We start from the raw sequence: 25,682 nt of genomic DNA on the forward strand, positions 1-25,682 counted from the left end.
ACTTCCTTGGGTGCCTGGGGGTATAAATCGCACGTAGCAACTGGGTGTGCCTTCGTCTCTATTGGCCGACGTCCGATAATCGGGCATTGCTCGAGCACACCCGAACATGTTTCCGCCAACGATCATCTACGGCGACAGTGTCCGTCCGCAAGAACGATAGACAGAAGGTACCCGAGTCAATCGGTCTACGCAAGGGCACATGGGGGTTCCCAGGAGACTCTGCAGGCGGCCACAACGTGTCCCGCTGTCGTCGGACTACGGTCGCTGTCGGGCGTTTCCAAATAGATAAGTGCACGCGGCAATGAGCCCCCACTAAGAGACCCGTATAATTGAGGTGAACACAATCTCCACTCCACTCCAGACGCAGATGACGCGTGTCGACATCTTCCAGGAGCTCTTCCTCGTGTTCCTGGGATTAGGGACGATCGTCGGCATCATCGTCGTAGCGTACGTCCTGTACAATGCGTACAAATACCGTGACGACGGAGAGCGCCACCCGGACGAGGACCTGCCGACGCTCGGAGAACTTCCGACTGGCGGAGCCGGCGGGAAGAAACTCTTCGTGTCGTTCTTCCTGAGCGCGCTCATCGTCATCTCGCTCACGCTCTGGTCGTACGGCATGCTGATCGACGTCGAAAGCGGACCTGAGAGCCCCGGCGAGGACGCCCTCGAGGTCGACGTAGAGGGCCAGACCTTTAGCTGGTCGTTCTACTACGAGAACGGCGTCGAATCGAACGGCGAACTCGTCGTTCCCGCGGATACACCAGTCTGGGTCGATGTGACGTCAGTAGACGTGTGGCACTCGTTCGGCATCTCTTCACAACGGGTGAAGGCCGACGCAATTCCGGGCGAGATCGACCAGACGTGGTTCCAGGCCGACGAAGAGGGTGAGTACCTGATCGAGTGCTTCGAACTCTGCGGACCCGGCCACTCCAATATGAAGGGGACCCTCAACGTCACGAGCCAGGAAACGTACGACCAGTGGGTCCAGGATCAACTCACGCTCACGCTGACGCTCGAGGACGGCGAGGGTGAGACGGTAAACGACACCGAAAACGTCGAGGTCACGGTGCAGGACCCCGACGGCGAAACGGTCGGAACCTACACTGGCGAGGACTTCGACGACGAGGGCGCCCTCGAAATCGGCGTCGAACAGGGTGACACCTACACCGTGATCGTCGAGTCGACCGACGGCTCCTTCGAGACCACGGAGGACGACTTCGAAATCGTCGACGGGCCCGAAGAATCGCTCCAGCTCGGCGGGTCCGACGGTGGCAACGGCGGGGACGAATCCAGCAGTGACGGAGATGAAAATGGAAACGGAAATGGAAACGAAACCGACGACAGCGGAGGTGAGAACTGATGTCCGATGACTTCCCCCCGATGACGTCCGTCAAGCGGTGGCTGGTCACGACGAACCACAAAGACGTCGGGATTCTCTACATGGCGACGGCCCTGTTCTTCTTGCTCTTCGGAGGGTTGATGGCGCTCCTGTTCCGAGCCCACCTCTGGCAGAGCGGCGGTGCCGGTCTCCTCTCCGACAGTTCCTACAACCAGGCGGTGACCGCACACGGACTGTTGATGGTGTTCTGGTTCCTCTCGCCCATCGCCTCGGGCTTTGCGAACTACTTCGTCCCGCTTCAGATCGGGGCAAAAGACCTCGCGTTCCCCCGTTTGAACGCCCTGAGCTATTGGTTCTACCTGTTCTCGGGTGCGATGTTCATGATCTCGTTCTTCCAGGGCGGGACGTTCGAGGGCGGCTGGACGATGTACGCGCCGCTGAACGTGCCGACGTACACCCCCGCCGTGGAGGCAACCACCGGCGGAACGGCGACGATTCTCGCGCTGATGCTGTTCGTGATGTCGATCACGCTGGGGACGGTCAACTTCCTCACGACGATCCACCGCTCGCGCGCGGAAGGCCTCGGCCTGTGGAACATGCCGTTGTTCACCTGGTCGTGGCTCCTGACCGTCTGGATGATGCTGTTCGCGTTCGCGGCCCTGCTCGCCGCGTTGCTGTTGCTCGGGATCGATCGCATCTTCCTGACCCAGTACTTCGCGACGGACCAGGGCTCGAGTCTACTCTGGGCCCACGTCTTCTGGTTCTTCGGCCACCCCGAGGTGTACATCGTCTTCTTCCCCGCACTGGGGATCATGTTCGAGACCTTCCAGACCTTCTGTGGTCGGCGTCTCGTGGGCCGGAAGTGGGTCATCATCGCGATGGTCCTCGTCGCGGTGCAGTCCTTCCTGGTCTGGATGCACCACATGTTCCTGACGACGATCAACCTCGAGATCAAGACGCTGTTCATGGCCACGACCATCGGGATCTCGCTGCCGTTCGACCTGATGGTCTTCGCGCTCATCTACACGATGGTCAAGGGCCGGGTGCGGTTCACCACGCCGTTCCTGTTTAGCCTGGGTGCGCTCTTGCTGTTCATCCTCGGCGGCATTACCGGGGTGTTCCTCGGGGCCGTCGTACTCGACTACGAGTTCCGTGGCACCTACTGGGTCGTCGCTCACTTCCACTACGTGATGGTCTCGGGCGTGACCGCGCTGGTCGCCGGTATCTACTACTGGTGGCCGAAGATCAGCGGGAAGATGTACAACGAGACCCTCGGAAAGATCCACTTCGCGATCTACTTCTTCGGGTTCAACCTGCTCTACTTCCCGATGTTCCTCGCCTGGGAGACCCCACGACGCGTCTTCCACTTCGGTGAGGGGCTGGAGATCTACCACCAGCTCGCGACGATCGGCGCGTTCATCTTCGGCGCGTCGTTCCTGCTCATGTTCTACATCCTGGGAAAGAGCCTGGTCTCCGGTCCGGACGCGCCGGACAACCCGTGGGAGTTCTCCCGCACGGCCGAGTGGGCGATTCCGTCCCCGCCGCCGCTCGAGAACTGGTCCGGCCGACCGAGTTACGCGAGCGGACGGCTTGAGTTCGTCGACGACTCGAGCGCCGCGACTGACGGCGGGACCGTCGCCGTCCCCGAGTCGGGTCAGGGTCACGCGACGCCGGCAACGACCCAGCACGCTCACGAGGAAGAACACGCCGACCACGCCAGCATCTGGCCGTTCGGCGTCGGACTCTCGCTGGCCGTCTTCTTCCTCGGACTGGCGGGGTTGACGCCGTACGTCGCCGAATTCGCTGCAGCGAACGGGGCCGACGTCTCCGCTCAGGAGCCAAGCATGCTCTCTCCGGCGCTGATCGTACTCGGCGTGGGGATGCTCGGCTACACACTCTGGAACTTCGGCATTGAGCAGTTCAACGCCCCGGTGATGAACGTCGCCGAGCGCTGGCCGTTCGAGGGCGTCAACAACACGAAACTCGGCGTCTGGTTCTTCCTGGCGTCGGACGTGGTCGTCTTCGGAGCGGCCATCAGCGCGTTCGTGTTCATGCGCATCCACATGGGGTGGTCTGCCTGGGAGTTCGACTCGATCCCCATGGCCGGACTCGTCAACACCTACATCCTACTGACCTCGAGTTTCACGGTCATCCTGGCGCTGGTGATGGCCGAACGCGGGAACAAAAAGGGGCTGCTCGCGACGATGAGCGCGACGGTCCTGCTCGGGTTGACGTTCATGGGTGTCAAGGGCTGGGAGTGGGCCCACAAGTTCGCGGAGGACCACTACTGGTTCAGCAGCCTCGAGTACTCGATCTACTACGTCACGACGGGCCTGCACGCCCTGCACGTGATCCTGGGGCTGCTCGTCGCCGGCTTTATGATCTACCGCGTGGCCACGGTCGACGCCTATCTCGAGGATCACCGGCCAGTCGAGTACTTCGGGCTCTACTGGCACTTCGTCGACATCGTCTGGGTGTTCCTGTTCCCGCTGTTCTACCTGATGTAGGCGGCGGGCGGGAGCCCCGACTGTTCTGTTTTCGCGTTCCAGACTGTTTTCGAGAGTCCGCTTCAGTTTCGTCTCTAGTTATTCTCGAGCGGAGCGTTCCACAGTCGGCCCGAGCGAAGCCGTCTCGAGAGACTCTGTGACGTGACTCGAGAGGTTGGACCGTCTGGTCTTTGCTACCGTCGTCGATCGTGAGTCCCTACTCGGGTCGCGGCGTGGGTAACGCCCGGTGCCGGCGCGGCGGAACCAGGTAGTTCGCTCGCCGCCGAACGGTCATGTACTGGAGGATGCCATTGTTCGTCCGCGCGCCGATCGCCGACTGCTCGGCGACGTCGGTCCCGTTCATCGCTTCGCGCGTCTTCACGAAGTCCTCGATGCGACGCTGGTGGGAGAGAAAGTGCAGGCTCGCCTCGTCGTCGTCCGTCGAGTTGAAGTCCCGGCGAAGGATGATCGGCTCGTCGTTCTCGCGGGCGCGGGCGGACTTCTGAGAGTGGCCCACGGTCCCGTACTCGCGGGCGTCCTCGAGTGTGTGCGCCGGGCACTCGCCCAGCTGGCTCGAGTCCCCGAGGTTGTCGCCCGTGCCCTCGATTTTCCCCTTCTCAGCGTGGGCCGGGCAGAACATCTTTCGTTCGCGGATCGTTCGGCTGTCCTGTTCGTACCACTGGTCGAGCGAGAGGCGAATGCGAGAGAGGTGCGTCGTGGTGCCCTCGGCGAACGGCCCCTCCTGGATCGTCACGCGGTCCTCGGAGGCCTGGTTCTTCTTGAACCCGGATTTGAAGCCCATGAACATTGGAGCGTCCTCGGACACGGGTTCGCTGCCGGGAATCCCGCGAACGCCGTCCTGGTTTTCGGCGGGTAATCCGGCGCCCGTGAACCCGGTTCGTCGTTCCTCGACCTCGAGAATGCCCTCGAGCGTGGCCTCGACGTCGACGCCGTTGATCGACTCGAGTTCGCCGGTGAGCGCTTCCTCGGCGCTCAACACGACCGACCCGCGGTCACTGGCGAGGTGGACCATGGCGTCGTAGCTGTCGAACTCGGGCGTCTCGATGGGTGCGAGCGCCCTCGGCTCGGGGAGGTCGACGTGCTCTGGCAGGGCCTCGTCGAACCGGTCGAAGTAGGCGGGGCCGTAGCCGACGGTGAACAGCAAGCCCTCGTTGCTCCGGGCGTACGCTCGCTCGAGGGTTTCGAACGCCGTCTCGACCTGCTCGCGCTCTTCGTCGGTCGGGCCGTCGCCGACGTACGAGAAGTGGAGGGCGACGTGGTGTTCGGGGACGAGCGGGTTGCCGTGCTCGTCGGTCCGCTGGGCGGCCGTCCAGGCGTGCTGGCGCTCGGGGAGGTCCTCGAGGCCGCCGGCATCGACGCCTCGAGGCGGAGCGTCCGCATCCCCACTCTCTCGATCCAGGCAGGCGGAGAGGGCGCTCGCGCCGCCGATGGCGACGGCGCTGCGGACGAAGGATCGGCGCGAAATGGTGCGCGACGAACGCGTCATATTCGGCTCTCGGGACTGCGCGGTAATGGGGGTTGTGGTGGGTCGCGTGACCGACAGGTGCTTTGCCATTCGCCACGTTCGCTGTTACCATGGAACAACTCGAGGTGTTCGAGACGATCGACGCCCCACCGGAGACCGTCTGGCAGGTCCTCCTCGAGTTCGACGCCTATCCCGAGTGGAACCCGTTTCTCCGCTCCGTCGAGGGACTCCCCGTCGAAGGGGAGCGGCTGACGATCCGCGTCCGGTTGCCGGGTGGCCGGACCAGAACGATTCGAACGACGGTGCTCATCGTCGAGACGAACCGTCGGATCGTCTGGCTCGGCCGGCTGGGAGTCCCGTTCGCCTTCGATGGCTACCACGAGTTCCACCTCGAACCGATCGATGGCGGGCGACGAACGCGGCTGCTCCAGCGGGAGACGTTTCGAGGAGCGCTGGTACCGGTACTATTCCACCGACGTCGAATCGAACGGGGCTTTCGCGCGATGAACCGGGCGCTCAGGAATCGAGCGGAGCGCCGGGTTCGGGCGACCGCCTGAAGGTTGCTTCGAGGGGATCGACGCGCCGAAATCGAAACCTGGTGACGGGTCAGGACGACGGCTCGAGCCCCGACAGTGCCTTCAGGGACGTGATCTCGTGGGTAGGCTCGCCGTCGTAGCCGAACTCGGTGAACGCGTAGTCCTCGCGGTGGGATCGGCGGATGAACGCCGAGTCGATCTCGAGGGCCTCTGCGACCGCGACGTCGACCCAGCTGTCACCGACGTACAGTGGGTTCGCACACGCCAGGTCGTCGATCGCTCGCTCGAGGTAGTACGGCGTGGGCTTCTTCCGTCTGATGCCGTCGACGGTCGGCTCGCGACCGTAGTACGGGTCGAACGCCTTGAGTTCGAAGTGATCGACGATGTTCTCGATGGTCTCGTGCTGGTTGTTGCTCACGATGGCCATCGGGGCGTCGAGCGTCTCGAGCGTCGACACGTCGTCGTAGAGCGTTTTGTTCCCATTCAGGAGTTCCTCGTGCTGGACCTCGATCGCCGCCCGTTCGCGGGCTGCCCAGAGTGACTCCGGCTCGAGGTCGTACCGATCGGTGACGGCTTCGAGTTCGTCGATCGTCGGGGAGATCAGGGTCTCGAGGTCGTCCTGGGCGGGGTCGTCGATGCCGTGGCGTTTGAACGCGATGGTCATCGCTCGCGTGAGCGCTTCGTAGCTGGTCGGGGTCGTCAACACGCCGTCGTTGTCGAAGACGACTGCGTCGTATGCCATTCAGCGGAGATAGGGGGCGAGAGGGTTTTGGCCTTACGCCCGGTGGGCTGTGGGATCGGCAAATCGTCGGCTCGTGAGATCGCTGGACCGTCGATTGGCTGGGTCGTTGGGTCGTCGGGTCGGCGGGCTGTTGGATCGGCGGGCCGTCCACTCTTCGAGTCGTCGATCACCCGCTGACGACCCGCGAGTTCAAGTACCAGTCCGCGGCCAGAAGGGGGTGATGCACTCCCGTTCGCGTATCCGAGTCGTCCGTCGGGTCGCTGCTCGTTCCTGTCGACGGCCGATCCAGCGGCACCGACCGAGGTGGCACGATGGGGCATAGAGCGCTCGTCGCCTACCGTCGCCCCGACCGACTCTACGACCTCCGGTACAGTCACTGGGGCGGCGACGAACTCAGCGTCCTCGAGTCCCTCTCCGTCGACGCGCCGTTCGCAGGCGGGCGAATCGACTCCGACCTCCTCGCCGACTCCGTCGCCCTGGACAGCGTCCTCACCGACTACCTCGATCCCTGCGGGTACGAGGCACTGATTCTGGTCTCACCCGAGTACGAGATTCGCGCCTACCGCGTCTGCTGGCTCGAGTGGGGCGACGGCCGCGAGCAGGGACGGGGCGCGCTCGTCGCCGTCGAACCGGGCGAGCGCGACCTCGCCGTCCGGACCTGGTTTCGCGCCACGAAGACCGTCCTCGCCGACGTCATCGAGATGGGTGTCCTCTCGCGGCGGGCCGCCCAGTCGTACCTCGAGGCCAGGATTGCCGAGGACGAGAACGGCTACTTCTATACGTACGGAGACGCCGCCGATGTCGATGTGGACGACGGACCGCCGGATGCGTTCGACGCGTTTCTCGGGAGCGAGGGGCTCGAGTGAGTGTCTCGAGCGAACGACTCGGGACGTGCGAACCGCACAACTCGAAAAACTGAGTGCGATTTACGCCTCGACGTAGTCGAACCACTCCTCGTACTCGTCGGTCCGGCGCTCGACGACGTCGAAGAACGTCTGCTGGATCTCCTCGGTGATCGGCCCGCGGGTCCCCTCGCCAATCGTGACGTTGTCGACGCGCTTGATCGGGGTCACTTCCGCGGCGGAGCCAGTGAAGAAGAGTTCGTCGGCCGTGTTGAGTTCGCCTCGCGAGATGGAGACGGTGTCGTGGACGGTGTAGCCCAGGTCGCGGGCGATCTGGATGACCGCGTTGCGGGTGATGCCGTCGAGGATCGACTCGGAGAGGCCGGGCGTGAAGATCTCGCCGTCGCGCACGAGGAAGATGTTCTCGCCGGGGCCCTCCGCGACGTTGCCCTCCTTGTTGAGGACGATGGCCTCGGCGAACCCGTTTCGGCGGGCCTCCTCGCCGGCCAGCAGGCTGTTGACGTACAATCCCGTCGTCTTGGCGTTCGTCGGAATCTGGCTCGAGGCGTGCTTTCGCCAGGAGGAGACTTTCACATCGATGCCGTTCTCGATGGCGTCCTCGCCGAGGTAGGCGCCCCAGGGCCAGGCGGCGATGGTCGTCTTCGTCGGACAGTCCCCAGGGCTGACGCCGAGACTCTCGTAGCCGTAGTAGACGAGCGGACGGATGTAACACGACGAGAGGTCCTGGCGGCGGATGAGTTCCTTCGTGGCTTCCGTCAGTTCCTCGTGGGAGTGACCGATTTCCATCTCGTAGGGCTTGCAGGACTGGAAGAGGCGGTCGACGTGTTCCTCCCAGCGAAAGAGTGCGGGCCCGTTCTCGGTGTCGTAACAGCGCGCCCCCTCGAAGACGCCGGTCCCATAGTGGAGTCCGTGCGTGAGGACGTGGGTCTGTGCGTCCTCCCAGTCGACGAACTCGCCGTCCATCCAGATCGTGTCGACGTCCATCTCGTCAAATCCCATACCCAGGGGGACGAAGCCCTTCGTAATGAACGTTGGCGATTGCTCCTGCGTCGGCCTCGAGCGTGAGTCGATTGCACTCGAGTAACTCACACGTGTGACGGCCAGCCGAGCGTCTCCCTCGCCGCCTCCGCCACCGTTTTGACCCTCTCGAGCGAGCGTCCGGTATGGACACCGCACTCGTCATCGGCGGCACCCGATTTATTGGCCGCCACCTCGTCACCAACCTCCTCGCACACGACTACGACGTCACCCTCTTCAACCGCGGGAATCACGACGACCCCTTCGCCGAGGACGACTGGGTCGACCACGTCCAGGGCGACCGGACGAACGATTCGGCACTTGAGGCCGCCGCGGCCGACGTCGAACCGGACGCCGTCTTCGACTGTGTGGCCTACTACCCGCGGGACGTACGCGCGGCGACCGAAATCTTCGCCGACGTCGACGCCTACGTCTACATCTCGAGCGGGGACGCCTACGGCCGCGAGGAAATTCCCAAGCGGGAGGACGAGACGCCGATGCGACCCTGCAGCCCCGACCAGGCGACCGACGAGTCGGACGACACGTATGGCAACCGGAAGGCCGAGGGTGACCGCGCGGTCGTCGCCGCGGCCGACCGCGGGGTCAATGCCATGTCCGTCCGGCCTTGCATCGTGTACGGCCCCCACGACTACACCGAGCGGATGGACTTCTGGCTCGACCGCGTCCTGGAGTGCGACCGCGTGATCGTCCCCGGCGACGGCACCAACGTCTGGCACCGCGCCTACGTCGAGGACGTCGCTAGCGCCCTCCGGACCGTCGCCGAGCGTGGTGAGCTGGGCGAGTTCTACAACGTCGGCGACCGCCGGATCGTCACGCTCGAGGAGATGGTCGACTTGATCGCCGACACCGCAGGCAGGGACGTCGAGGTCGTCCACGCCGGCCCGCGCGAACTCGAGGCCGGCGGCCTCTCGACGGACGACTACGTCCTCTACCGCGACTACCCACACGTCCTCTCGACCGCGAAACTCGCCGAGCTCGGCTGGGAGTCGACCCCGCTCGAGGAGGCGATGGCGAAGACGCTCGAGGAACACGAGGCGAGCGACCGGGACGGGAGCGAGTACGATCCGGGGAGGGACGCCGAAGAACGGGTTCTTGGGATTCTCGATACGCTCTGAGACGTTCGGTTCGGATTCAGCTCTGTATGCGCCGCCTCGAGCGAGACGTACCTTCTTCACTCGTGGTACCGTGTAACGAGGTGCCAGATGGACGATCACAGAGACGCCGACGGTGAGGGAACCGACGGCAGCCACGACCACGGTCACGGCCACGACCACGACCACGACGTGGCCGAGGATCGGGAAACCAACGCCGACGGTCGGTCGGAGCCCCGCGTGGAACAGTCCGTGCTCGAGGAGACGGCCGAAGACGTCGCCGAGGCGAGACGGGAGGTTGACGAGCGGCATGAACGCGGGGCAGGACACGGCGGCCACGACGGCCACGGAGGCGACGGCCACGACCACGGTGATATGCACGAGGGCCACGAGCAGATGTTCCGCCGCCGATTCTTCGTCTCGACAATCCTCTCGATCCCCGTTCTCCTGTACAGCGAGATGCTACAGGAGTGGCTCGGATTTTCGGTCCCGGCGTTCCCCGGCAGCGAGTGGATCAGCCCGGTCTTCGCGGTGATCGTCTTCGCCTACGGTGGCGTTCCCTTCCTGCGAATGGCCGTCCCCGAACTCGAGGACCGATCGCCAGGGATGATGACGCTCATCTCGATGGCGATCACCGTCGCGTTCGTCTACAGCCTGGCGAGCGTCGTCTTCCCCACCCAGTCGGCGTTCTTCTGGGAGCTGGTGACGCTGATCGACATCATGTTGCTCGGTCACTGGATCGAGATGCGGTCGGTCCGACGGGCCTCGAGCGCGCTCGACGAGTTGGCGAAACTCCTCCCGGATACCGCAGAACGCATAACCGGGGGCGGTGAAACTGAAGAGGTCCCCGTCAGCGACCTGTCGGAGGGCGACCTCGTACTCGTCCGCCCCGGGGCGAACGTTCCCGCCGACGGCGTCGTCGAGGAGGGCGACTCGGACGTGAACGAGTCGATGATCACTGGCGAGTCGAAACCCGTTTCGAAGGACCCGAGCGACGAGGTGATCGGCGGCACAATCAACGGCGACGGGAGCCTCCGCGTTCGGATCAGCGCGACGGGCGAGGAGACGACGCTGGCGGGGATCATGCGTCTCGTGGAGGAAGCCCAGCAGAGCGAGTCCCGAACGCAGATGCTCGCCGACAGGGCAGCGGGCTGGTTGTTCTACGTCGCTCTCGCTTCAGCCGCAGTGACCGCCGTCGCCTGGACCGCTGCCATCCAGTTCAACGCCACGGTCATCGAGCGCGTGGTGACCGTCCTGGTGATCGCCTGTCCGCACGCTCTCGGGCTCGCCATTCCACTCGTCGTCGCGATCAACACGTCCCTCGCTGCGCGCAACGGGATGTTAATCCGGGACCGGATCGCCATGGAACGGGCGCGGGATCTGGATACGATCGTCTTCGACAAAACCGGGACGCTCACAGCGGGCGAACAGGGCGTCGTCGACGTCGCGACAGTCGACCGCGTGGACGAGGATGAGGCGTTCGCGCTGGCCGCCGCCGTCGAGAGCGATTCAGAGCACATGATCGCCCAGGCGATGCGCGAGGCCGCGGCCGACCGCGGTCTGAAGCCGCCGAACGTCTCGGACTTCGAGGCGCTCAAGGGCCGTGGGGTGCGGGCGACCGTCGACGGCGACGTGATCTCCGTCGGCGGTCCAAACCTCCTCTCTCATCTCGAGGCCGAGGTTCCTCCGGAACTGGCGGCGTTCGCAGAACGGTCCGGAGAAAACGCACGAACGGTCGTCTACCTCGTTCGCGAGGGCGAGCGTGACGGCGACTCGAGCGCCCAGGCGAACACAGAGGCAGGTGCCGATCAGGAGGCAGGTATCGACCAGGCGAGGCCGATCGCTGCCTTCGCCCTCGCGGACGTGATCCGCGAGGAGAGTTACCGGGTCGTCGACGCGCTCCACGACCTCGGCATCGAGGTGGCGATGCTGACCGGCGACAGCGAAGACGTCGCCGCGGCCGTCGCAGACGAACTCGGCATCGAGACGGTCTTCGCCGAGGTGCTGCCCGAGGACAAAGACGAGAAGGTGACCGAACTGCAGGACCAAGACAACCTGGTGGCGATGGTCGGCGACGGCGTCAACGACGCCCCAGCACTGACCCGCGCCGACGTCGGGATCGCGATCGGATCGGGAACCGACGTCGCCGTCCAGTCGGCGGACATCGTTCTCGTGCAGAACAACCCGATGGACGTGGCCCGGCTCGTCAAACTGAGCCGCGCGAGTTACCGGAAGATGCAGGAGAACCTCGTCTGGGCGGCGGGCTACAACGTCTTCGCGATTCCGCTCGCGGCCGGCGTTCTCGCGCCGATTGGGATCCTTCTCTCCCCTGCCATCGGCGCCCTGCTCATGTCACTCAGCACCGTGATCGTCGCGATTAACGCACAATTACTTCGACGAGTGGATCTTTCGATTCCGCAGTTATCCGGTTTGTCCCCGCCGCAAAAAGCACAACCCGCGAGATGAGTCTAGCCGGTCTCGTCCGACGTACCATCGAGAGACGATTCGAACGCTCTCCTCGAGGTCCCTCGCCTCGAGAGGCTAGCACCGCTCGATCGACGGGAACGCCTTTATATCGTTCCCCGCCTCCTCTCACCTATGTTCGAGAAGTCGACGTGGATCCGCCTCCCGCGGAACGTCGTCGTCGGCCACGACGTCCTCGCCGAGACCGTGAGCGTCGTCGACGACCTTCACCTCGAGGGGCGGCCGCTGCTCGTCACGAGCCCAACGCCGCGGAAACTCGCGGCCGAACCGATCGCCGCCGACTTCGAGGAGCGCGGTATCGAACCCGCCATCGTCACCGTCGAGGAGGCGAGTTTCGAGGCCGTAGAGTCGGTCATCGACGCTGCCGAGGAGGTGGATGCCTCGTACCTGATCGGCGTCGGCGGCGGGAAGGCCATCGACATCGCCAAGATGGCCACCGACCACCTCGACACCGGCTTCCTCTCGGTGCCGACGGCCGCGAGTCACGACGGCATCGTCAGCAACCGCGGTTCGGTCCCGGACGGGAACACGCGCCACAGCGTCGCCGCCGAACCGCCGCTCGCCGTGGTCGCCGACACCGGGATTCTGGCGAACGCACCCTGGGAACTGACGACCGCGGGCTGTGCCGACATCATCTCGAACTACACCGCGGTGATGGACTGGCGGCTAGCCCACCGACTCAAGAACGTCGAGTACTCCGAGTACGCGGCCGCCCTCGCGGAGATGACCGCCGAAATTCTCGTCGGCAACGCCGACATGATCCGCCCCGGCCTCGAGGAGTCCGCCTGGATCGTCACCAAGGCGCTCATGTCCTCGGGGGTGGCGATGTCCATCGCGAGTTCCTCCCGGCCGGCCAGCGGCGCCGAGCACCTCTTCTCTCACCAACTGGATCGTCTCGCGCCCGGCGCAGCCCTCCACGGCCACCAGGTCGGCGTCGGGTCGATCATGACGGCTTACCTGCACGAGGGCGAGTCGGGCATCTGGACGGAGATTCGAGACGCGCTGGCGAGCATCGACGCGCCGACCACGGCCGCCGATCTCGGCATCGACGACGAAACCGTGATCGAGGCGCTGACGACCTGCCACGCCATCCGCGACCGGTACACGATTCTGGGCGACGGGATGGACGAGCGGGCCGCTCGAGAGGTTGCGGTGAAGACGGGCGTTATCGGCTGAATTGATGTCGTCGGCTGAACGGGCGTCATCCGTCGACGCGAACCAGCCCAACGCCGGTGGCTGACACGTACGTCGCGCCGATTCCCCCGAGACCGACGTGCACCCAGTAGGTACACAGCCGGTAGAGCAGCGCAGCGGCCGTCGCGACGTCGCCCGAGACGGCGGTCGTCGCGACCAGTAGCCCGGCCAGAAACATCTCGACGCCGCCCATCCCGCCCGGAAGCGGAACCACCGCCGCCACCGTCGACAGCGGTACACAGAGGAGCGCGACCGCGAACGGGACGTCGACACCGAGGGCGATCAGCGAGAGGAACAGGGCGAGGGCGTTGAAGATCCAGCTCGCCAGAGCGACCGTCACCGCGCCCAGCAGGACCGACCGATCCGCCGCGATGTCGTCGATCGTCGAGAGGAACCCACGGACGCGAGTTCGAACGGCGGCGCGCTCGATGCCGGGCACTCTGGCCAGCGCCCCCTCGAGCCGAGCGGTAATCTCGAACAGGATGGTCCGCGCGACGCCGTCGCGTGTGACGGAGACGGCCGAGGCGGCGACGAGAACGGCTGCGAACAGTGCCCCCAGGAGGCCGGTCCTGAGACGGTTCGACGGGAGCGACCCGGCGGTCACGCTCGAGGCGACGTCGACGGAACCGTTCGCAGCGACCCCGATGAGTCCAACAATGGCCACGACGACGGACGTGAGGAAGACGAGTACCTCGGCCACGCTGACGACGGCGGCGTTGTCCTCGAACGGTGAATCGGACGATCCCGCGAGCAGGTACGCGGTCACGGCGACGCCGACGGACTGTCCCCACGGCACGACGCTCCGGGAGAAGTACCCCGCCAGGAACGCGCCGACGAAGTCGGTCCCATGGGCCGATCCCTCGATCGGATCGAGCAGTCGGTAGACGATTAGGGCGCGGAGCGCGAGCATTGTCGCTCCGGCGACCGCACCACCGGCGACGAGGATCGGATTGGCGCGACGGATACTCGAGACCACGGCCTCCCAGCCGGCACTGTAGACCAGTATTCCCGTGACCAGGAGTGCGACGGCGAAGCCGGCGACCACCCGTAATCGGCGCATCTGCCGGGAGCAACGACACTCGTTGACTTGAACGTACTGTCGGGGAACGGAACGTTCACCGTTCGGTATTCGGCGCGACCGTCTTCGTCGACGAATCGCGATCAGACGTGCTCTTCAAGGAACTCGGCGATCGCCGAGTAGGCCTCGATGCGGTTCTCGAGCTTGCTGAAGCCGTGACCCTCGTCCTCGAAGATAAGCTTGCGGACGGGGACGCCCTGCTCGCGGGCCTCCTCGACGATCTGTTCGGCCTCGCCGACGGGCACGCGGGGGTCGTTCGCGCCGTGGAGGACGAACAGCGGGGCCTCGATGGTATCGACGGTGTTGATCGGAGAGATCGACTCGAGGAACTTGCGATCCTCGGCCAGCGAGCCGTACTCGGCCTCGCGGAGTTTCCGGCGCCAGTCGCCCGTGTTCTCGAGGAAGGTCACGAAGTTGGCGATGCCGACGACGTCGACGCCGGCGGCCCAGAGCTCCGGATACTCGGTGAGCGAGGCCAGCACCATGAACCCGCCGTAGGAGCCGCCCATGGCGACGACGCGGTCGGGGTCGATCGCTTCGTGGCCGGCAAGCCACTCGACGCAGGCGGCGACGTCGGCGACGGAGTCCATCCGTTTTTCGACGTCGTCCAGGCTTGCGTACTCGCTCCCGTATCCCGAAGAGCCCCGGACGTTTGGTTCGAAGTAGGCGTACCCCCGGTTCAGGAAGTACTGCTTGACGCTCGAGAACGAGGGCCGGCGCTGGCTCTCGGGGCCGCCGTGGATGTCGACGATGACGGGGTAGCCGTCGTCGGCGGTTCCGTTCCCATCCCCAGCGCCCTCGAGCGCCCCCGCCGACCCCGCCGGGAGCGTCAGGAATCCGGGCACCTCGAGGCCATCGAAGCTCTCGACGTGAACGAGTTCCGAGGACCGGAAGGTCTTGGGCGGGATTCCTGCCGTGGGGGCGAGCGTCCACTGCTCGCTCTCGCCGGATTCGACGTCGACGACGAAGACGTTCGCGTTTACCGCATCGCCAGTCGTCGAGCAGGCGAAGACCTCGGCGTCCGGGCCGAAGCTCACGCCGCCCGAGAGCCCGCCCGGCAGGTCGGGTTCGGGGAACATCTCGAACGCCGCCGGATCGTCGCCCGTGAGTTCGCCCGCGGTGAGTTCGGTGTAGCCCTCGACGTTTCGCGAGTAGACGAATCGGCCGGTCTCGTCGTCCATGGCGAGGCCGTCGACGTTCCATCCATCTCCCTCGACCATCGTTTCGACCTCGATACCCTCGAGGTCGAGGTAGGCGAGCGCGAGCGTGTCGGTCTCCTCGTCGGTCACGAGGTAGAGTCCCTCGCCGTCGGGCGCCCAGGAGGCGCTCTGGTAGCGGACGTCGCCCTCGTGGGGCGTGAGGTGGGTCATCGTTCCGGTCTCGAGCTCGAGGCTGTAGAGGTCCTGGTCGAAGTTCGAGTAGGCTTGCGAGATCAGCAGACGGGAGTCGTCGGGGCTCCAGCCGCCGACGGTGAGCCAGCCGTCGCCCTCGGTGACGAGTTCGGCGTCGTCGCCGACGTCCGCTCGGCCCTGGACGTACACGTCGAAGACGCTCTCCTCGCGGCGGTTCGAGGTGAAGGCGAATTGTTCGCCGTCGTGGCTCCACCCGCCCCAGCGGTGTTTCGCCTCCGGCATCCCGGTCAGGTTCGCCACTTCGCCCGTCTCGGCGTCGAGTCGGTACAGTTGCGCGCGCTCGTTGCCGCCCTCGTCCATCCCGAACGCCAGTTCCGGGCGTTCGGGCGACCAGGAGGCGAACGTCACTCGCTCGTCGTAGAACGTTCGCTGTTCGGGCCACGTCTGTGCCTCCTCGAGCGTCCAGACCTGGGGCGTCCCGGTGGTGTTCATCAGAAACGCCAGTCGGTCGCCCGCCGGGCCGAGGGAGGCGCCGTAGGCGCTTCGAATGTTGAGATAGCGCTCGATGTCGTACGTTCCCATGGCTCACCAGTCTCGATTCGAAATGGTAACGGTTTCGACTCGGTCCCTCGAGTGCCGAAATGGATCCGCGTGCTCCGTCCCGTCCAATTCCGGCATTGTGTCCTCCACGAAACCGGTCAGTCGATGCTTTCCAGGAGAAGGGCCTTCGAACTGAGCCATCGACACTCGGTCCCAGCGGGATAAATTCTCATTACTGGGGTCACGACCGTTCACTCGCGGTTCCGGTGTTTCAGCGCTGAATGGGGAGAGGCGAACAGTGTTCTTCGATATGAGTGAAACGGTGAGGATAGAAACCGTTACTTGCATTCGAGATGCGGTGAGACGGTGACCGTCGCTGGCGGCGGTGTTCACCCGTTTATGTGAATCGACGAGGGTGTGAAATCGTCGGCCGGCGACGACGTCGTTCCCGACGAGCGGAGCCCGTCGCTCCGCGACCTACACGGCGGTTGCAGGGCTCGGGCCGTGAATTAACGGCTGAAACGGTCGCGGTCCCTTTTGAGAGCATGCGTCCATCCGATTTACGATGAGAGACAACGAGTTACTGCTCGGCTCGACCGATACGCCGTCGATCGGCTACGCCTACGACGACGGGACACAGCCGCCGGTCATCGGCGACGATCCGACGATCAGGGCGGGGACGATCGTCTACGACGACGTCGTGATCGGCGACCGATTCAGTACGGGTCACTTCGCACTGATTCGCGAGGGAACCCGAATCGGCGACGACGTGCTCGTCGGGACGAACGCGACCATAGACGGGACGTCGACCGTCGGTTCGAACGTGAGCATGCAGACCGGCGTCTACGTACCTGCAGAGACCACCATCGAGGATCACGTTTTTCTCGGTCCGAACGCCGTCTTGACGAACGATCCCTATCCACTCCGTCGGGAGGCCGACCTCGAGGGCCCGACCCTCGAGGCTAACGTCTCGATCGGGGCGAATGTGACCATCCTCCCCGGCGTGACCGTCGGGCGAGGCTCGTTCGTCGCCGCGGGTGCGGTCGTCTCGGCGGACATCCCCGAGGAGACGCTGGCTGTCGGCGTTCCGGCGAGACACGAACCGCTTCCGGCGGCGCTTCAAGGGGGGAACGCTGCATGATCGCCATCGTCGGGTTCGCCAGGGAGGTGAGCGTCGCGTATGCAAACTGAACGACGGATAGACGTCGGCGTAATCGGCGTCGGCTCGATGGGGAGACAGCACGCGCGAGTCTACGCGGGACTGTCAGAGGTGAATCTGGTCGGCGTCTTCGACGTCGACGACGAACGCGCCGCTCGCGTCGCCGACGAACACGGCGCGACCGCGATGGACCTGGAGTCGCTCCTCGCGTCGGTCGACGCCGCTTCGATTGCCGTCCCGACCGTGCATCACTACGACGTCGCCGTGCAGTGTCTGGAGGCGGGCGTCGCGATGCTCGTCGAGAAACCCCTCGTCACGAATCTCGAAGAGGGGCGACGGCTCCGTTCGAGAGCGAACCGCGCCGACGTGCCGGTACAGGTCGGTCACGTCGAGCGGTTCAACCCGGCCGTGGTGACGCTTCGTAAAATCGTCGAGGATCTCTCGATCATCAGTATACACGCAGAACGGCTCGGGCCACCACCGAACCGGCGAATCGACGACAGCGCCGTCCTCGACCTGATGATCCACGACATCGACGTCGTGCTCTCGTTGCTCGACGAGTCGCCGACGGGCGTCAAGAGCACCGGCGTAAACGACAATCGCCACGCATCGGCGCTGCTCGAGTTCGACTCCGGGATCATGGCGTCGCTCACCGCCAGCCGACTCACACAGCGAAAAGTGCGTCGACTCACCGTGACCGCCAGGGAGTGTCTCGTCGAACTCGATTACATCGCCCAGTCGATCGCGATTCACCGCAACTCGGTCCCCAAGTACGCCGAACGCGACGGCAACGTTCGATTCCAGCACGAAAGCGTCGTCGAACGGCCGCACGTGCCGAACGAGGAACCGCTACGGAACGAACTCGAGGCCTTCGTCCAGGCCGTCGCGTCGAACGAGACGCCGGCCGTGACCATCGACGATGGACTGGCTGCGCTCGAGTTGACCCACCAGATCGAAGCCCAGGCCATGGGCGACCGATCGGACCTCGGAGTGAGGGTGGCAGATGACTGATCGACGATCGATCGCCGAGGGCGACGGACTCGAGGTCGCCGATACTGACAGATCTGAGGCCGCCGATACCGACGGAGGGACGGTCGATGGGACCGATAGACTCGAGGTCACCGAGGCCGACGGCGGAACAGTCGACCGTGCAGACGACCGAGACTCGTCGACAGAGTCCACAGCGGCGAACACCCGACCGTACGGAACCGGCCGCTCGAGCGAACGACTGCGTCGCGCGTTCGTCTCGGGGTCGATCCCCGTCGCCGTCTACGGACTCGGAAAGATGGGACTCCCCCTCGCTGCAGTGTTCGCCGAGACGACCGGCACCGTCCTCGGCGTCGATATCGACCCCTACGTCGTGGCGACGATTCAGGCCGGAGACTGTCACGTCAAACGGGAACCCGGCCTGGACGAGCTGGTCGCCGAACGAGTGTCCACCGGTGCGCTCGAGGCGACGACGAACCCCCGCGAGGCTGCGAGGCGATGCTCGGTACACGTCGTCATCGTGCCGACGCCCATCACGGACGAGCGAGCGCCCGACCTCTCGATCCTCGACGCCGCGATCGAGGCGATCGGAACCGGACTGGACCCGGGCGACCTGGTACTCGTCGAGTGTACCGTTCCACCCCGGACGACCAGCGATCGGGTGCTTCCGGCGCTCGAGGCGGCGTCGGGACTCTCCCGCGGGACGTTCGGCGTGGCCTTTTGCCCCGAACGGACGTCGTCGGGACGGGCGCTCGAGGACATCCGCGGCGCGTACCCGAAGGTCGTCGGCGGCGTCGACGCGGAGAGCACCGCGTCCGCGCGAGCGATCTACGAGACCATCAACGACGAGGGCGTGATTGCGGTCTCCGACGCGACCACTGCCGAGTGCGTCAAGGTCTTCGAGGGACTGTACCGAGACGTCAACATCGCGCTCGCGAACGAACTCGCGACGTTCACCGACGAATTCGGCGTGAGCGTCAGGGAGGCGATCGACGTCGCGAACACCCAGCCCTTCTGTGACATCCACGAACCGGGACCCGGCGTCGGTGGCCACTGCATCCCGTTCTATCCGTACTTCGTGATCCACCCCTTCGAGACCGACGCCCCGCTGCTCGAGACCGCTCGCGCGGTCAACGACTCGATGCCGGCGTTCACGGTCGCAAAACTGCGCGACGGTCTCGAGGACGAGGGGACGGCGCTGTCGGACGCGACGGTACTGGTGCTCGGGCTCACGTATCGACCCAGCGTCGAAGAGATCAGGGCCTCGCCGTCGATCGACATCGCCGCCGAACTCTCCGCGGCCGGCGCGACGGTCTACGGCGTCGACCCGATGCTCGAGTCGGACGACCTCGAGGCATTTGACTTAGAAGGGGTGGAGCTCGAGGCGGCGTACGACCTCCCGATCGACGGCGTGATTCTGGTCACACCGCACGAGGAGTTCGACGAGATTCGGTGGGCTGACCTGGGAACGGACCGTGAAAACGAACTCAGTGATCGTAGAGACCACCGTCCGGTCGTCGTCGACGGTCGCGGAACCGTCGCTGGCCCGATCGATTCGCGGGTATACGAAATCGGTGGCGGGGTTCGCGAGGAGCGGGGGTGGGATTCGTGAGCAATACCGCGAACGCGAGCACTGCTTTCACTCCATCTGCCAACCGGATCTGCGTCGTCGGACTCGGCTACGTCGGACTCCCACTCGCTTGTGAGTTCGACAGCGTCGGGTACGACGTCCGCGGCTACGACGTCGATACGGACAAGATTCGAACGCTCGAACGCGGAATCGATCCGACGGGCGACGTTAGCGATCGATCGATCGCCGAGAGTTCGATACAGTTTACGACCGACCCGAGCGTGATATCGACGGCCGATTACGTCGTCGTCGCGGTGCCGACCCCGGTCGACGAACTCGAGAAACCGGACCTCAGCCTGGTCGAACGGGCGGGGGAGACGGTCGGCGAACACCTCACCGCGGGGACGACCGTCGTCCTCGAGTCGACGGTGTATCCGGGGGCGACTCGCGAGCTATTCGTTCCGGCGCTCGAGCGAGGCTCGAGTATGACGGCAGGCGAGGAATTCGGCGTCGGCTATTCGCCCGAACGAATCGTCCCGGGCGACGACGACCACGGTCTGCGCAACGTCGTCAAGATCGTGAGCGGATTGACCGAAGGGGCGCGGGCGAATCTCGTCGACCTCTACGGATCGATCGTCGACGCGGGCGTCCACGAGGCGCCGACGATCGAAACCGCCGAAGCCGCGAAGTGCGTCGAGAATACGCAGCGCGACGTCAACATCGCGCTGGTGAACGAACTCGCGGTGGCGTGTACGCACCTTGGGATCGACACACAGGCCGTGCTCGACGCGGCGAAGACGAAGTGGAACTTTCACGACTACCGACCCGGCCTCGTCGGCGGCCACTGTATTCCGGTCGATCCGTTCTACCTCGTCTACGAGAGCGAACGAAACGGGTTCAAGCTCGAACTCGTTCGATCCGCACGCGAGATCAACGATTACGTTCCAACCCACGTCGGAGAGATGACTGTAAAGACCCTGAACGACGCCGAGAACGTGCTCAAGCACAGTACCGTCTTGATCCTCGGACTGACGTACAAGCCGAACGTGGCGGATCTCAGATCGTCGATCGGCGGTGTGATTGACTACCTCCGAGAGTACGGCGTCTCCGTCGTCGGGTACGACCCGCACGCGGCCGACGCCGAGATCCGAGAGCGCTTCGGCATCGACGTCGTTCCCGAACCGTCCGGGGATGGATTCGATGCCATCGTGATCGGAACGCCCCACGACGCCTTCGGTGAACTCGACATCGGAGGGCTACTCGCCGAGATGAACGAGAACCCCGTCCTCGTCGACGTCGACGGGATGTTCGAGGACCGGGCGAGCGAACACGATTGTCGCTACTGGAGGTTGTAATGTACCGGGATCACTCCGTCGCCGCCGTCGTTCCGGCGTACAACGAGGAACGATTCATCGGCGACGTGGTCAGGGAGATGCCTTCGTTCGTCGACCGACTGTACGTCGTGAACGACTGTTCCACGGACGGCACGTGGGAGGCAATTCTCGAGGCAGCACAGTCGGACGCACGCCGCCGGATCGACCGGGAGGGGGCGGTTGCGGACCGGGTCGAACGAATTCGACCCGACGGTGGAGAGAACCCCGCGCTTGCAGCGAGAGCAACCGTTCACGAGCCGATCGGTCGCGTCGTCCCGATCGATCACCGTGAGAATCGCGGTGCCGGCGGCGCGATCAAGACCGGTTATCTGGCGGCGCGGGCCGGACGACTCGACATCGTCGTCACCGTCGACGGCGACGGTCAGATGGATCTCGACGCGATGCCGAAGCTCCTCGACCCGATCGTCGACGGAGTCGCGGACTACGCGAAGGGGAATCGACTGCTCGCACCCGATCACCAGCGATCGATGCCGCGGTTCCGACTGTTTGGCAACGCGCTCCTCTCATTGCTGACGAAAATCGCATCGGGATACTGGAAGCTGAGCGACCCCCAGAACGGTTACACCGCCATCTCGAGGGACGCACTGGAGGCGGTCGACCTCGAGTCGATGTACGAGTACTACGGCTATTGCAACGACCTCCTCGTGAAGCTGAACGCCAGAAGTACCCGTGTCGCCGACGTTTCGATTCCCGCGGTCTACGGCGACGAGAAGTCGAGCATCGTCTACTCGACGTACGTCCGGAACGTCTCGGGAATGCTCCTTCGAAACTTCCTCTGGCGGCTCGAAACTCGGTACCTTCGATTCGATTTCCACCCGGTCGTCCTATTCTACCTCTTCGGTGCGGGCACGTCCGCGCTCGGATCACTCGGCGTGCTCTGGTCGTTCCTCTCCCGTGGTCGATCCGGAGAATCGCTGTTCATTCGCATCCTCGCGAGCACTCAGCTGTTTCTCGTCGGCTGGCTGTTCCTGCTGTTCGCGATGGTGTTCGACATGCAGGAAAACGAAGACCGTGAGGTGGTGATCCACGAATGACGGCGACCGTCCTGTTCGACGTCGGCCATCCGGCACACGTTCACCTGTTCAAACACGCTATTCGAGAACTCGAGGAGCTCGGCCACGACACGCACGTGTTCTCCCGGGAAAAGGATCTCACGGTCACGCTCCTCGACCGGTACGGGATCGACCACACTCCACTCTCACAGAAGCGATCGAACGTGGCCGGACTGTTTCTCGAACTCATCGAGCGCGAGATTCGAACCCTCCGGGCTATGCGGCGAGTCGATCCGGACGTAGTCGTCAGTTCACCGATGCCGCCGGCTGCCCACGCCGCACGAGTTACCGGGACGCCGATGATCGTCTTCGACGACAGCGAGGTCGCCACGTTGCAGGCACGGCTGACGCATCCGTTTGCGACCAAGATCTGTACGCCGGTAAACTACGGTCGTGACCTCGGTGCGAAACAGGAGCGGTACGCGGGGTATCACGAGCTGGCGTACCTCCATCCGAATCGGTTCGAACCAGATCCCGACCGACTCAGGGCCGTCGGCGTTGATCCGCACGAGCACTACTCGGTCTGTCGATTCGTCTCCTGGAGCGCCAACCACGACACCGGCAACCGCGGGTTCTCCCCCGAGGGAAAACGCGAACTGCTTTCGATCCTCTCCGAGGAGGGACGGACGTACGTCACCAGCGAGGATCCGCTTTCGCCGGAATTCGAGCCCTATCGTCTCCCTGTCCCGCCGGAATTGATTCACGACCTGCTCTACTACGCCGATCTCTACGTCGGCGACTCCCAGACGATGGCGACGGAGGCGGCCATCCTGGGGACGCCGGCGATTCGATCGAACTCGTTCGTCGGTGACGGCGACATGAGCAACTTCGTGGAACTCGAGTCCACGTACGGCCTCCTCTCCTCTCTATCCGACGAACGGGAGACGCTGGCGCTCGCTCGCGACCTCTCGACCGATCCCGACGCCAAGGCGCGTTGGAGGCAAAAACGACGGCGACTCCTCGACGACAAGATCGACGTCACTGCCTATCTCCTCGATACCATCCTCGAGACGGCAGGCGAACCGCGTCGGAAACCCGGCCTCGAGACGGAGGCTGGTCGATGAAGGTACTCACCGTCGTCGGCGCTCGTCCGCAGTTCGTGAAGGCGTCGGCTGTTTCGCGTGCGCTGAACGCGTCGGGCCACGACGAGAAACTCGTCCACACCGGTCAACACTACGACGAAGAACTCTCGGACGTCTTCTTCGAGGAACTCGAGATTCCCGACCCCGCCTACGAACTTGGAGTCGGTTCGGCGTCTCACGGCGCGCAGACGGCCGCGATGATCGACGGCATCGAACCAGTCGTCGCAGAGGTCGAACCGGACGTAATCGTCCTCTATGGTGACACGAACTCGACGCTCGCCGGAGCGATCGTCGGTTCGAAGGTTGACGCGACGGTCGCTCACGTCGAGGCCGGTCTGCGGAGTTTCACCGACATGCCCGAGGAAGTGAACCGACGACTGACGGATCACGCGGCAGACCTGCTGTTCGCGCCAACGGCCGGAGCGGTTGCAAATCTCGCCGCTGAAGGCCTCGAAGAGGGCGTCTACCGGAGCGGCGACGTTATGTACGACGTGCTCTTGCGGGTCGTCAACCGCTCTACTGGACGATCGACGATCCTCGAGCGACTCGAGGTGATGCCTGGAAACTACGTCCTGGCGACCGTCCACCGCGAGCGAAACACGGACGATCCGGTCCGGCTGCGATCGATCGTCGACGCTCTCTCGACATCGTCGCTGCCGGTCATATTCCCGGCACACCCCCGAACGATCGACCGACTCGAGCGCAACGATCTCCTCGAGCGAGCGAGACGCGAACTGCACCTCACCGAGCCGGTTGGATACCTCGATTTCATCCGGTTACTCGACGAGGCCGATCGCGTCGTCACCGACTCGGGCGGGGTCCAGAAGGAGGCGTTCTTCCTCGATACTCCCTGTATCACACTTCGTGAGGAGACCGAGTGGGCTGAGACGGTCGAGTGCGGCTGGAACGAACTCGTCGGCACGGATCGACGAGCGATCGAGCGTGCCCTGGTACGGGAACGCTCGCTTGAGGACAAGCCGTCGCCGTACGGCGACGGGCGAGCGGCCAAATCCATCGTCGAGGTGCTCGAGCGTGCTCGATGACCACGCGTTCGCGGTCTGTCTCACCCACGACGTCGACCGTCCGTACAAAACGTACCAGGCGCCGTATTACGCTCTCGTGAACCGCGACCCGTCGCAACTGCGGTCGCTGCTCTCGAGGGGTCGACCGTACTGGCAGTTCGAGGAGATCATGGCCCTCGAGGACGATCTCGGCGTCAGGTCGACGTTCTTCTTTCTGAACGAGCAGAACCTGTTCCGCGATAAATCGCCGCGAGAGTGGCTGCGACCGGCGAACTGGAAACACTTCGTGGGTCGATACGAGATCACGGATCCGGCTATCGCCGACGTTATTCGCGAACTCGATGCCGGCGGGTGGGAAGTCGGATTACACGGTTCATACGAGTCTCCCGACGATCCGGTTCGGTTGAGAGAGGAGAAGTCGCAGTTGGAACGAATCCTGGGTCACGAAATCACCGGTGGGAGGCAGCACTATCTCCGACTGACCCGGCCGGACACGTGGGAGATTCACCGGGAACTCGGGTTACGGTACGACGCCAGTCTCGGTTCGACAGACGAGGTCGGCTTTCGCCACGGGTACGGTCTTTTGCGCCCCTTCGACGACGAGTTCGCGGTCTTCCCGCTCACCGCGATGGAAGTCGCGCTCCTGGGGCCGGAAACGGACCTCGAGTCGGCCCGGGAACGAGGCTACGAACTGCTCCGTGAGGCCGAGCGAAACGACGCCGTCGCCACGCTGCTGTGGCACCCGAGATTTTTCAACGAGGACGAATTCGGCGGGTATCGCCAGTTGTACGTCGACCTCGTCGAGTACGCCCAGGAACGCAACGCCTGGGTCGGCTCCTGTACGGAGTTTCTCCGGCGCGTCGACGAATCGAACGAATTGGAACGAAAGCCAGTTCGAGAGCGCCCGTAGCCTCCCAAATGGGACGCACGAAAGACAAACATTTACCTTGAAACCATCGATCTGGCTGGGCTCTACGTAATCTCTCTGACCTGAACGTTCCCGGGTGCGATCGTACCCGTCGATCTCGAGGGAGCGATATACGAACTCGCCGAAATCGAACGACGACGCTCGAAACGAAGGTTACTGCCGGTGACTGCGGAGGTCGTCGGGATCGCTACCGATCCACGGTGAGCCGTTCCGACCGGCATCGGCCGTGATACCGACCAAATTCGATGTTCCGGAT

General features: G+C 64.4%; 20 protein-coding genes. 15 read left to right on the forward strand and 5 right to left on the reverse strand.

From position 1 onward, the window contains the following. The first annotated feature begins 367 nt into the window (after window positions 1-367). Together coxB and AC6I65_RS06735 are read left to right on the forward strand one after the other, a co-directional pair. On the forward strand, window positions 368-1,363 hold the full coding sequence (gene coxB, locus AC6I65_RS06730; protein ID WP_497901161.1) for a cytochrome c oxidase subunit II: 996 nt from the start codon (window positions 368-370) through the stop codon (window positions 1,361-1,363). Then, complete coding sequence (locus AC6I65_RS06735; protein WP_497901162.1) at window positions 1,363-3,849, forward strand: cbb3-type cytochrome c oxidase subunit I; 2,487 nt, start codon at window positions 1,363-1,365, stop codon at window positions 3,847-3,849. The genes coxB and AC6I65_RS06735 overlap by 1 nt, the downstream gene beginning before the upstream one ends. A gap of 196 nt (window positions 3,850-4,045) precedes the next feature. On the opposite strand, the gene AC6I65_RS06740 is transcribed toward AC6I65_RS06735, so the two are convergent. Next, window positions 4,046-5,335, reverse strand: coding sequence for a DUF7405 family protein (locus tag AC6I65_RS06740; RefSeq protein ID WP_497901163.1), 1,290 nt, complete (start codon window positions 5,333-5,335; stop codon window positions 4,046-4,048). An 89-nt stretch (window positions 5,336-5,424) separates the two neighbouring features. Between AC6I65_RS06740 and AC6I65_RS06745 the strand changes: the two genes are divergently transcribed. After that, window positions 5,425-5,871 (forward strand): SRPBCC family protein, encoded by a 447-nt coding sequence (locus tag AC6I65_RS06745; protein ID WP_497901164.1) that lies wholly within the window; start codon window positions 5,425-5,427, stop codon window positions 5,869-5,871. Window positions 5,872-5,920: 49 nt separating this feature from the next. On the opposite strand, the gene AC6I65_RS06750 is transcribed toward AC6I65_RS06745, so the two are convergent. Further along, on the reverse strand, window positions 5,921-6,592 hold the full coding sequence (locus tag AC6I65_RS06750) for an HAD family hydrolase (protein WP_497901165.1): 672 nt from the start codon (window positions 6,590-6,592) through the stop codon (window positions 5,921-5,923). Between the two features lie 311 nt (window positions 6,593-6,903). On the opposite strand from AC6I65_RS06750, the gene AC6I65_RS06755 reads away from it, so the two are divergent. Further along, the gene (locus tag AC6I65_RS06755) at window positions 6,904-7,458 is read left to right on the forward strand and encodes a DUF6735 family protein (protein ID WP_497901166.1); all 555 of its coding nucleotides are present in this window, start codon (window positions 6,904-6,906) and stop codon (window positions 7,456-7,458) included. A 60-nt stretch (window positions 7,459-7,518) separates the two neighbouring features. Here the strand turns inward: AC6I65_RS06755 and AC6I65_RS06760 are convergent, their stop codons facing one another. After that, on the reverse strand, window positions 7,519-8,454 hold the full coding sequence (locus tag AC6I65_RS06760; RefSeq protein ID WP_497901167.1) for a branched-chain amino acid transaminase: 936 nt from the start codon (window positions 8,452-8,454) through the stop codon (window positions 7,519-7,521). A gap of 164 nt (window positions 8,455-8,618) precedes the next feature. Between AC6I65_RS06760 and AC6I65_RS06765 the strand changes: the two genes are divergently transcribed. The 3 genes from AC6I65_RS06765 (at window position 8,619) to AC6I65_RS06775 (ending at window position 13,244) form a co-directional block, all read left to right on the forward strand. Beyond that, complete coding sequence (locus AC6I65_RS06765) at window positions 8,619-9,608, forward strand: NAD-dependent epimerase/dehydratase family protein (RefSeq protein ID WP_497901168.1); 990 nt, start codon at window positions 8,619-8,621, stop codon at window positions 9,606-9,608. Window positions 9,609-9,695: 87 nt separating this feature from the next. After that, the gene (locus AC6I65_RS06770) at window positions 9,696-12,050 is read left to right on the forward strand and encodes a heavy metal translocating P-type ATPase (RefSeq protein ID WP_497901169.1); all 2,355 of its coding nucleotides are present in this window, start codon (window positions 9,696-9,698) and stop codon (window positions 12,048-12,050) included. 132 nt (window positions 12,051-12,182) lie between these two features. Further along, window positions 12,183-13,244, forward strand: a complete 1,062-nt coding sequence (locus AC6I65_RS06775) for an NAD(P)-dependent glycerol-1-phosphate dehydrogenase (RefSeq protein WP_254155791.1) — start codon at window positions 12,183-12,185, stop codon at window positions 13,242-13,244. A 25-nt stretch (window positions 13,245-13,269) separates the two neighbouring features. Here AC6I65_RS06775 and AC6I65_RS06780 read toward each other — a convergent pair whose 3' ends face one another. Both AC6I65_RS06780 and AC6I65_RS06785 read right to left on the reverse strand, forming a co-directional pair. Further along, window positions 13,270-14,322 (reverse strand): lysylphosphatidylglycerol synthase transmembrane domain-containing protein, encoded by a 1,053-nt coding sequence (locus AC6I65_RS06780; protein ID WP_497901170.1) that lies wholly within the window; start codon window positions 14,320-14,322, stop codon window positions 13,270-13,272. 101 nt (window positions 14,323-14,423) lie between these two features. Next, window positions 14,424-16,274 (reverse strand): S9 family peptidase, encoded by a 1,851-nt coding sequence (locus AC6I65_RS06785; protein ID WP_497901171.1) that lies wholly within the window; start codon window positions 16,272-16,274, stop codon window positions 14,424-14,426. A 523-nt stretch (window positions 16,275-16,797) separates the two neighbouring features. Here AC6I65_RS06785 and AC6I65_RS06790 point away from each other — a divergent pair. Genes AC6I65_RS06790 through AC6I65_RS06825 form a run of 8 tightly spaced genes read left to right on the forward strand, consistent with a single transcriptional unit; the run spans window position 16,798 to window position 25,408 of the window. Beyond that, the gene (locus tag AC6I65_RS06790) at window positions 16,798-17,373 is read left to right on the forward strand and encodes an acyltransferase (protein WP_497901172.1); all 576 of its coding nucleotides are present in this window, start codon (window positions 16,798-16,800) and stop codon (window positions 17,371-17,373) included. 39 nt (window positions 17,374-17,412) lie between these two features. Beyond that, the gene (locus AC6I65_RS06795; protein ID WP_497901173.1) at window positions 17,413-18,402 is read left to right on the forward strand and encodes a Gfo/Idh/MocA family oxidoreductase; all 990 of its coding nucleotides are present in this window, start codon (window positions 17,413-17,415) and stop codon (window positions 18,400-18,402) included. Then, entirely contained in the window at window positions 18,395-19,990 is a 1,596-nt protein-coding gene (locus AC6I65_RS06800; protein WP_497901174.1) for a nucleotide sugar dehydrogenase, read from the forward strand. The genes AC6I65_RS06795 and AC6I65_RS06800 overlap by 8 nt, the downstream gene beginning before the upstream one ends. Then, complete coding sequence (locus AC6I65_RS06805; RefSeq protein ID WP_497901175.1) at window positions 19,987-21,303, forward strand: nucleotide sugar dehydrogenase; 1,317 nt, start codon at window positions 19,987-19,989, stop codon at window positions 21,301-21,303. Before AC6I65_RS06800 ends, AC6I65_RS06805 begins: the two co-directional genes overlap by 4 nt. Continuing rightward, window positions 21,303-22,376: a glycosyltransferase family 2 protein gene (locus AC6I65_RS06810; RefSeq protein WP_497901176.1), complete on the forward strand. Its 1,074-nt coding sequence runs from the start codon at window positions 21,303-21,305 to the stop codon at window positions 22,374-22,376. The genes AC6I65_RS06805 and AC6I65_RS06810 overlap by 1 nt, the downstream gene beginning before the upstream one ends. Further along, on the forward strand, window positions 22,373-23,458 hold the full coding sequence (locus tag AC6I65_RS06815; protein WP_497901177.1) for a DUF354 domain-containing protein: 1,086 nt from the start codon (window positions 22,373-22,375) through the stop codon (window positions 23,456-23,458). The genes AC6I65_RS06810 and AC6I65_RS06815 overlap by 4 nt, the downstream gene beginning before the upstream one ends. Beyond that, a complete protein-coding gene (gene wecB / locus AC6I65_RS06820) occupies window positions 23,455-24,519 on the forward strand; it encodes a non-hydrolyzing UDP-N-acetylglucosamine 2-epimerase (RefSeq protein WP_497901178.1) in 1,065 nt (354 codons plus the stop codon). Before AC6I65_RS06815 ends, wecB begins: the two co-directional genes overlap by 4 nt. After that, window positions 24,509-25,408, forward strand: a complete 900-nt coding sequence (locus AC6I65_RS06825; protein ID WP_497901179.1) for a polysaccharide deacetylase family protein — start codon at window positions 24,509-24,511, stop codon at window positions 25,406-25,408. The genes wecB and AC6I65_RS06825 overlap by 11 nt, the downstream gene beginning before the upstream one ends. Window positions 25,409-25,682 lie beyond the last annotated feature (274 nt).

Source organism: Natronosalvus sp. KLKA75 (assembly GCF_059736265.1).

What these genes read in the sequence shown, in the direction of transcription:
- coxB (WP_497901161.1), top strand. Translation starts at nt 368, where the DNA reads ATGACGCGTGTCGACATCTTCCAGGAGCTCTTCCTCGTGTTCCTGGGA.
- AC6I65_RS06735 (WP_497901162.1), top strand. Translation starts at nt 1,363, where the DNA reads ATGTCCGATGACTTCCCCCCGATGACGTCCGTCAAGCGGTGGCTGGTC.
- AC6I65_RS06740 (WP_497901163.1), bottom strand. Translation starts at nt 5,335, where the DNA reads ATGACGCGTTCGTCGCGCACCATTTCGCGCCGATCCTTCGTCCGCAGC.
- AC6I65_RS06745 (WP_497901164.1), top strand. Translation starts at nt 5,425, where the DNA reads ATGGAACAACTCGAGGTGTTCGAGACGATCGACGCCCCACCGGAGACC.
- AC6I65_RS06750 (WP_497901165.1), bottom strand. Translation starts at nt 6,592, where the DNA reads ATGGCATACGACGCAGTCGTCTTCGACAACGACGGCGTGTTGACGACC.
- AC6I65_RS06755 (WP_497901166.1), top strand. Translation starts at nt 6,904, where the DNA reads ATGGGGCATAGAGCGCTCGTCGCCTACCGTCGCCCCGACCGACTCTAC.
- AC6I65_RS06760 (WP_497901167.1), bottom strand. Translation starts at nt 8,454, where the DNA reads ATGGGATTTGACGAGATGGACGTCGACACGATCTGGATGGACGGCGAG.
- AC6I65_RS06765 (WP_497901168.1), top strand. Translation starts at nt 8,619, where the DNA reads ATGGACACCGCACTCGTCATCGGCGGCACCCGATTTATTGGCCGCCAC.
- AC6I65_RS06770 (WP_497901169.1), top strand. Translation starts at nt 9,696, where the DNA reads ATGGACGATCACAGAGACGCCGACGGTGAGGGAACCGACGGCAGCCAC.
- AC6I65_RS06775 (WP_254155791.1), top strand. Translation starts at nt 12,183, where the DNA reads ATGTTCGAGAAGTCGACGTGGATCCGCCTCCCGCGGAACGTCGTCGTC.
- AC6I65_RS06780 (WP_497901170.1), bottom strand. Translation starts at nt 14,322, where the DNA reads ATGCGCCGATTACGGGTGGTCGCCGGCTTCGCCGTCGCACTCCTGGTC.
- AC6I65_RS06785 (WP_497901171.1), bottom strand. Translation starts at nt 16,274, where the DNA reads ATGGGAACGTACGACATCGAGCGCTATCTCAACATTCGAAGCGCCTAC.
- AC6I65_RS06790 (WP_497901172.1), top strand. Translation starts at nt 16,798, where the DNA reads ATGAGAGACAACGAGTTACTGCTCGGCTCGACCGATACGCCGTCGATC.
- AC6I65_RS06795 (WP_497901173.1), top strand. Translation starts at nt 17,413, where the DNA reads ATGCAAACTGAACGACGGATAGACGTCGGCGTAATCGGCGTCGGCTCG.
- AC6I65_RS06800 (WP_497901174.1), top strand. Translation starts at nt 18,395, where the DNA reads ATGACTGATCGACGATCGATCGCCGAGGGCGACGGACTCGAGGTCGCC.
- AC6I65_RS06810 (WP_497901176.1), top strand. Translation starts at nt 21,303, where the DNA reads ATGTACCGGGATCACTCCGTCGCCGCCGTCGTTCCGGCGTACAACGAG.
- AC6I65_RS06815 (WP_497901177.1), top strand. Translation starts at nt 22,373, where the DNA reads ATGACGGCGACCGTCCTGTTCGACGTCGGCCATCCGGCACACGTTCAC.
- wecB (WP_497901178.1), top strand. Translation starts at nt 23,455, where the DNA reads ATGAAGGTACTCACCGTCGTCGGCGCTCGTCCGCAGTTCGTGAAGGCG.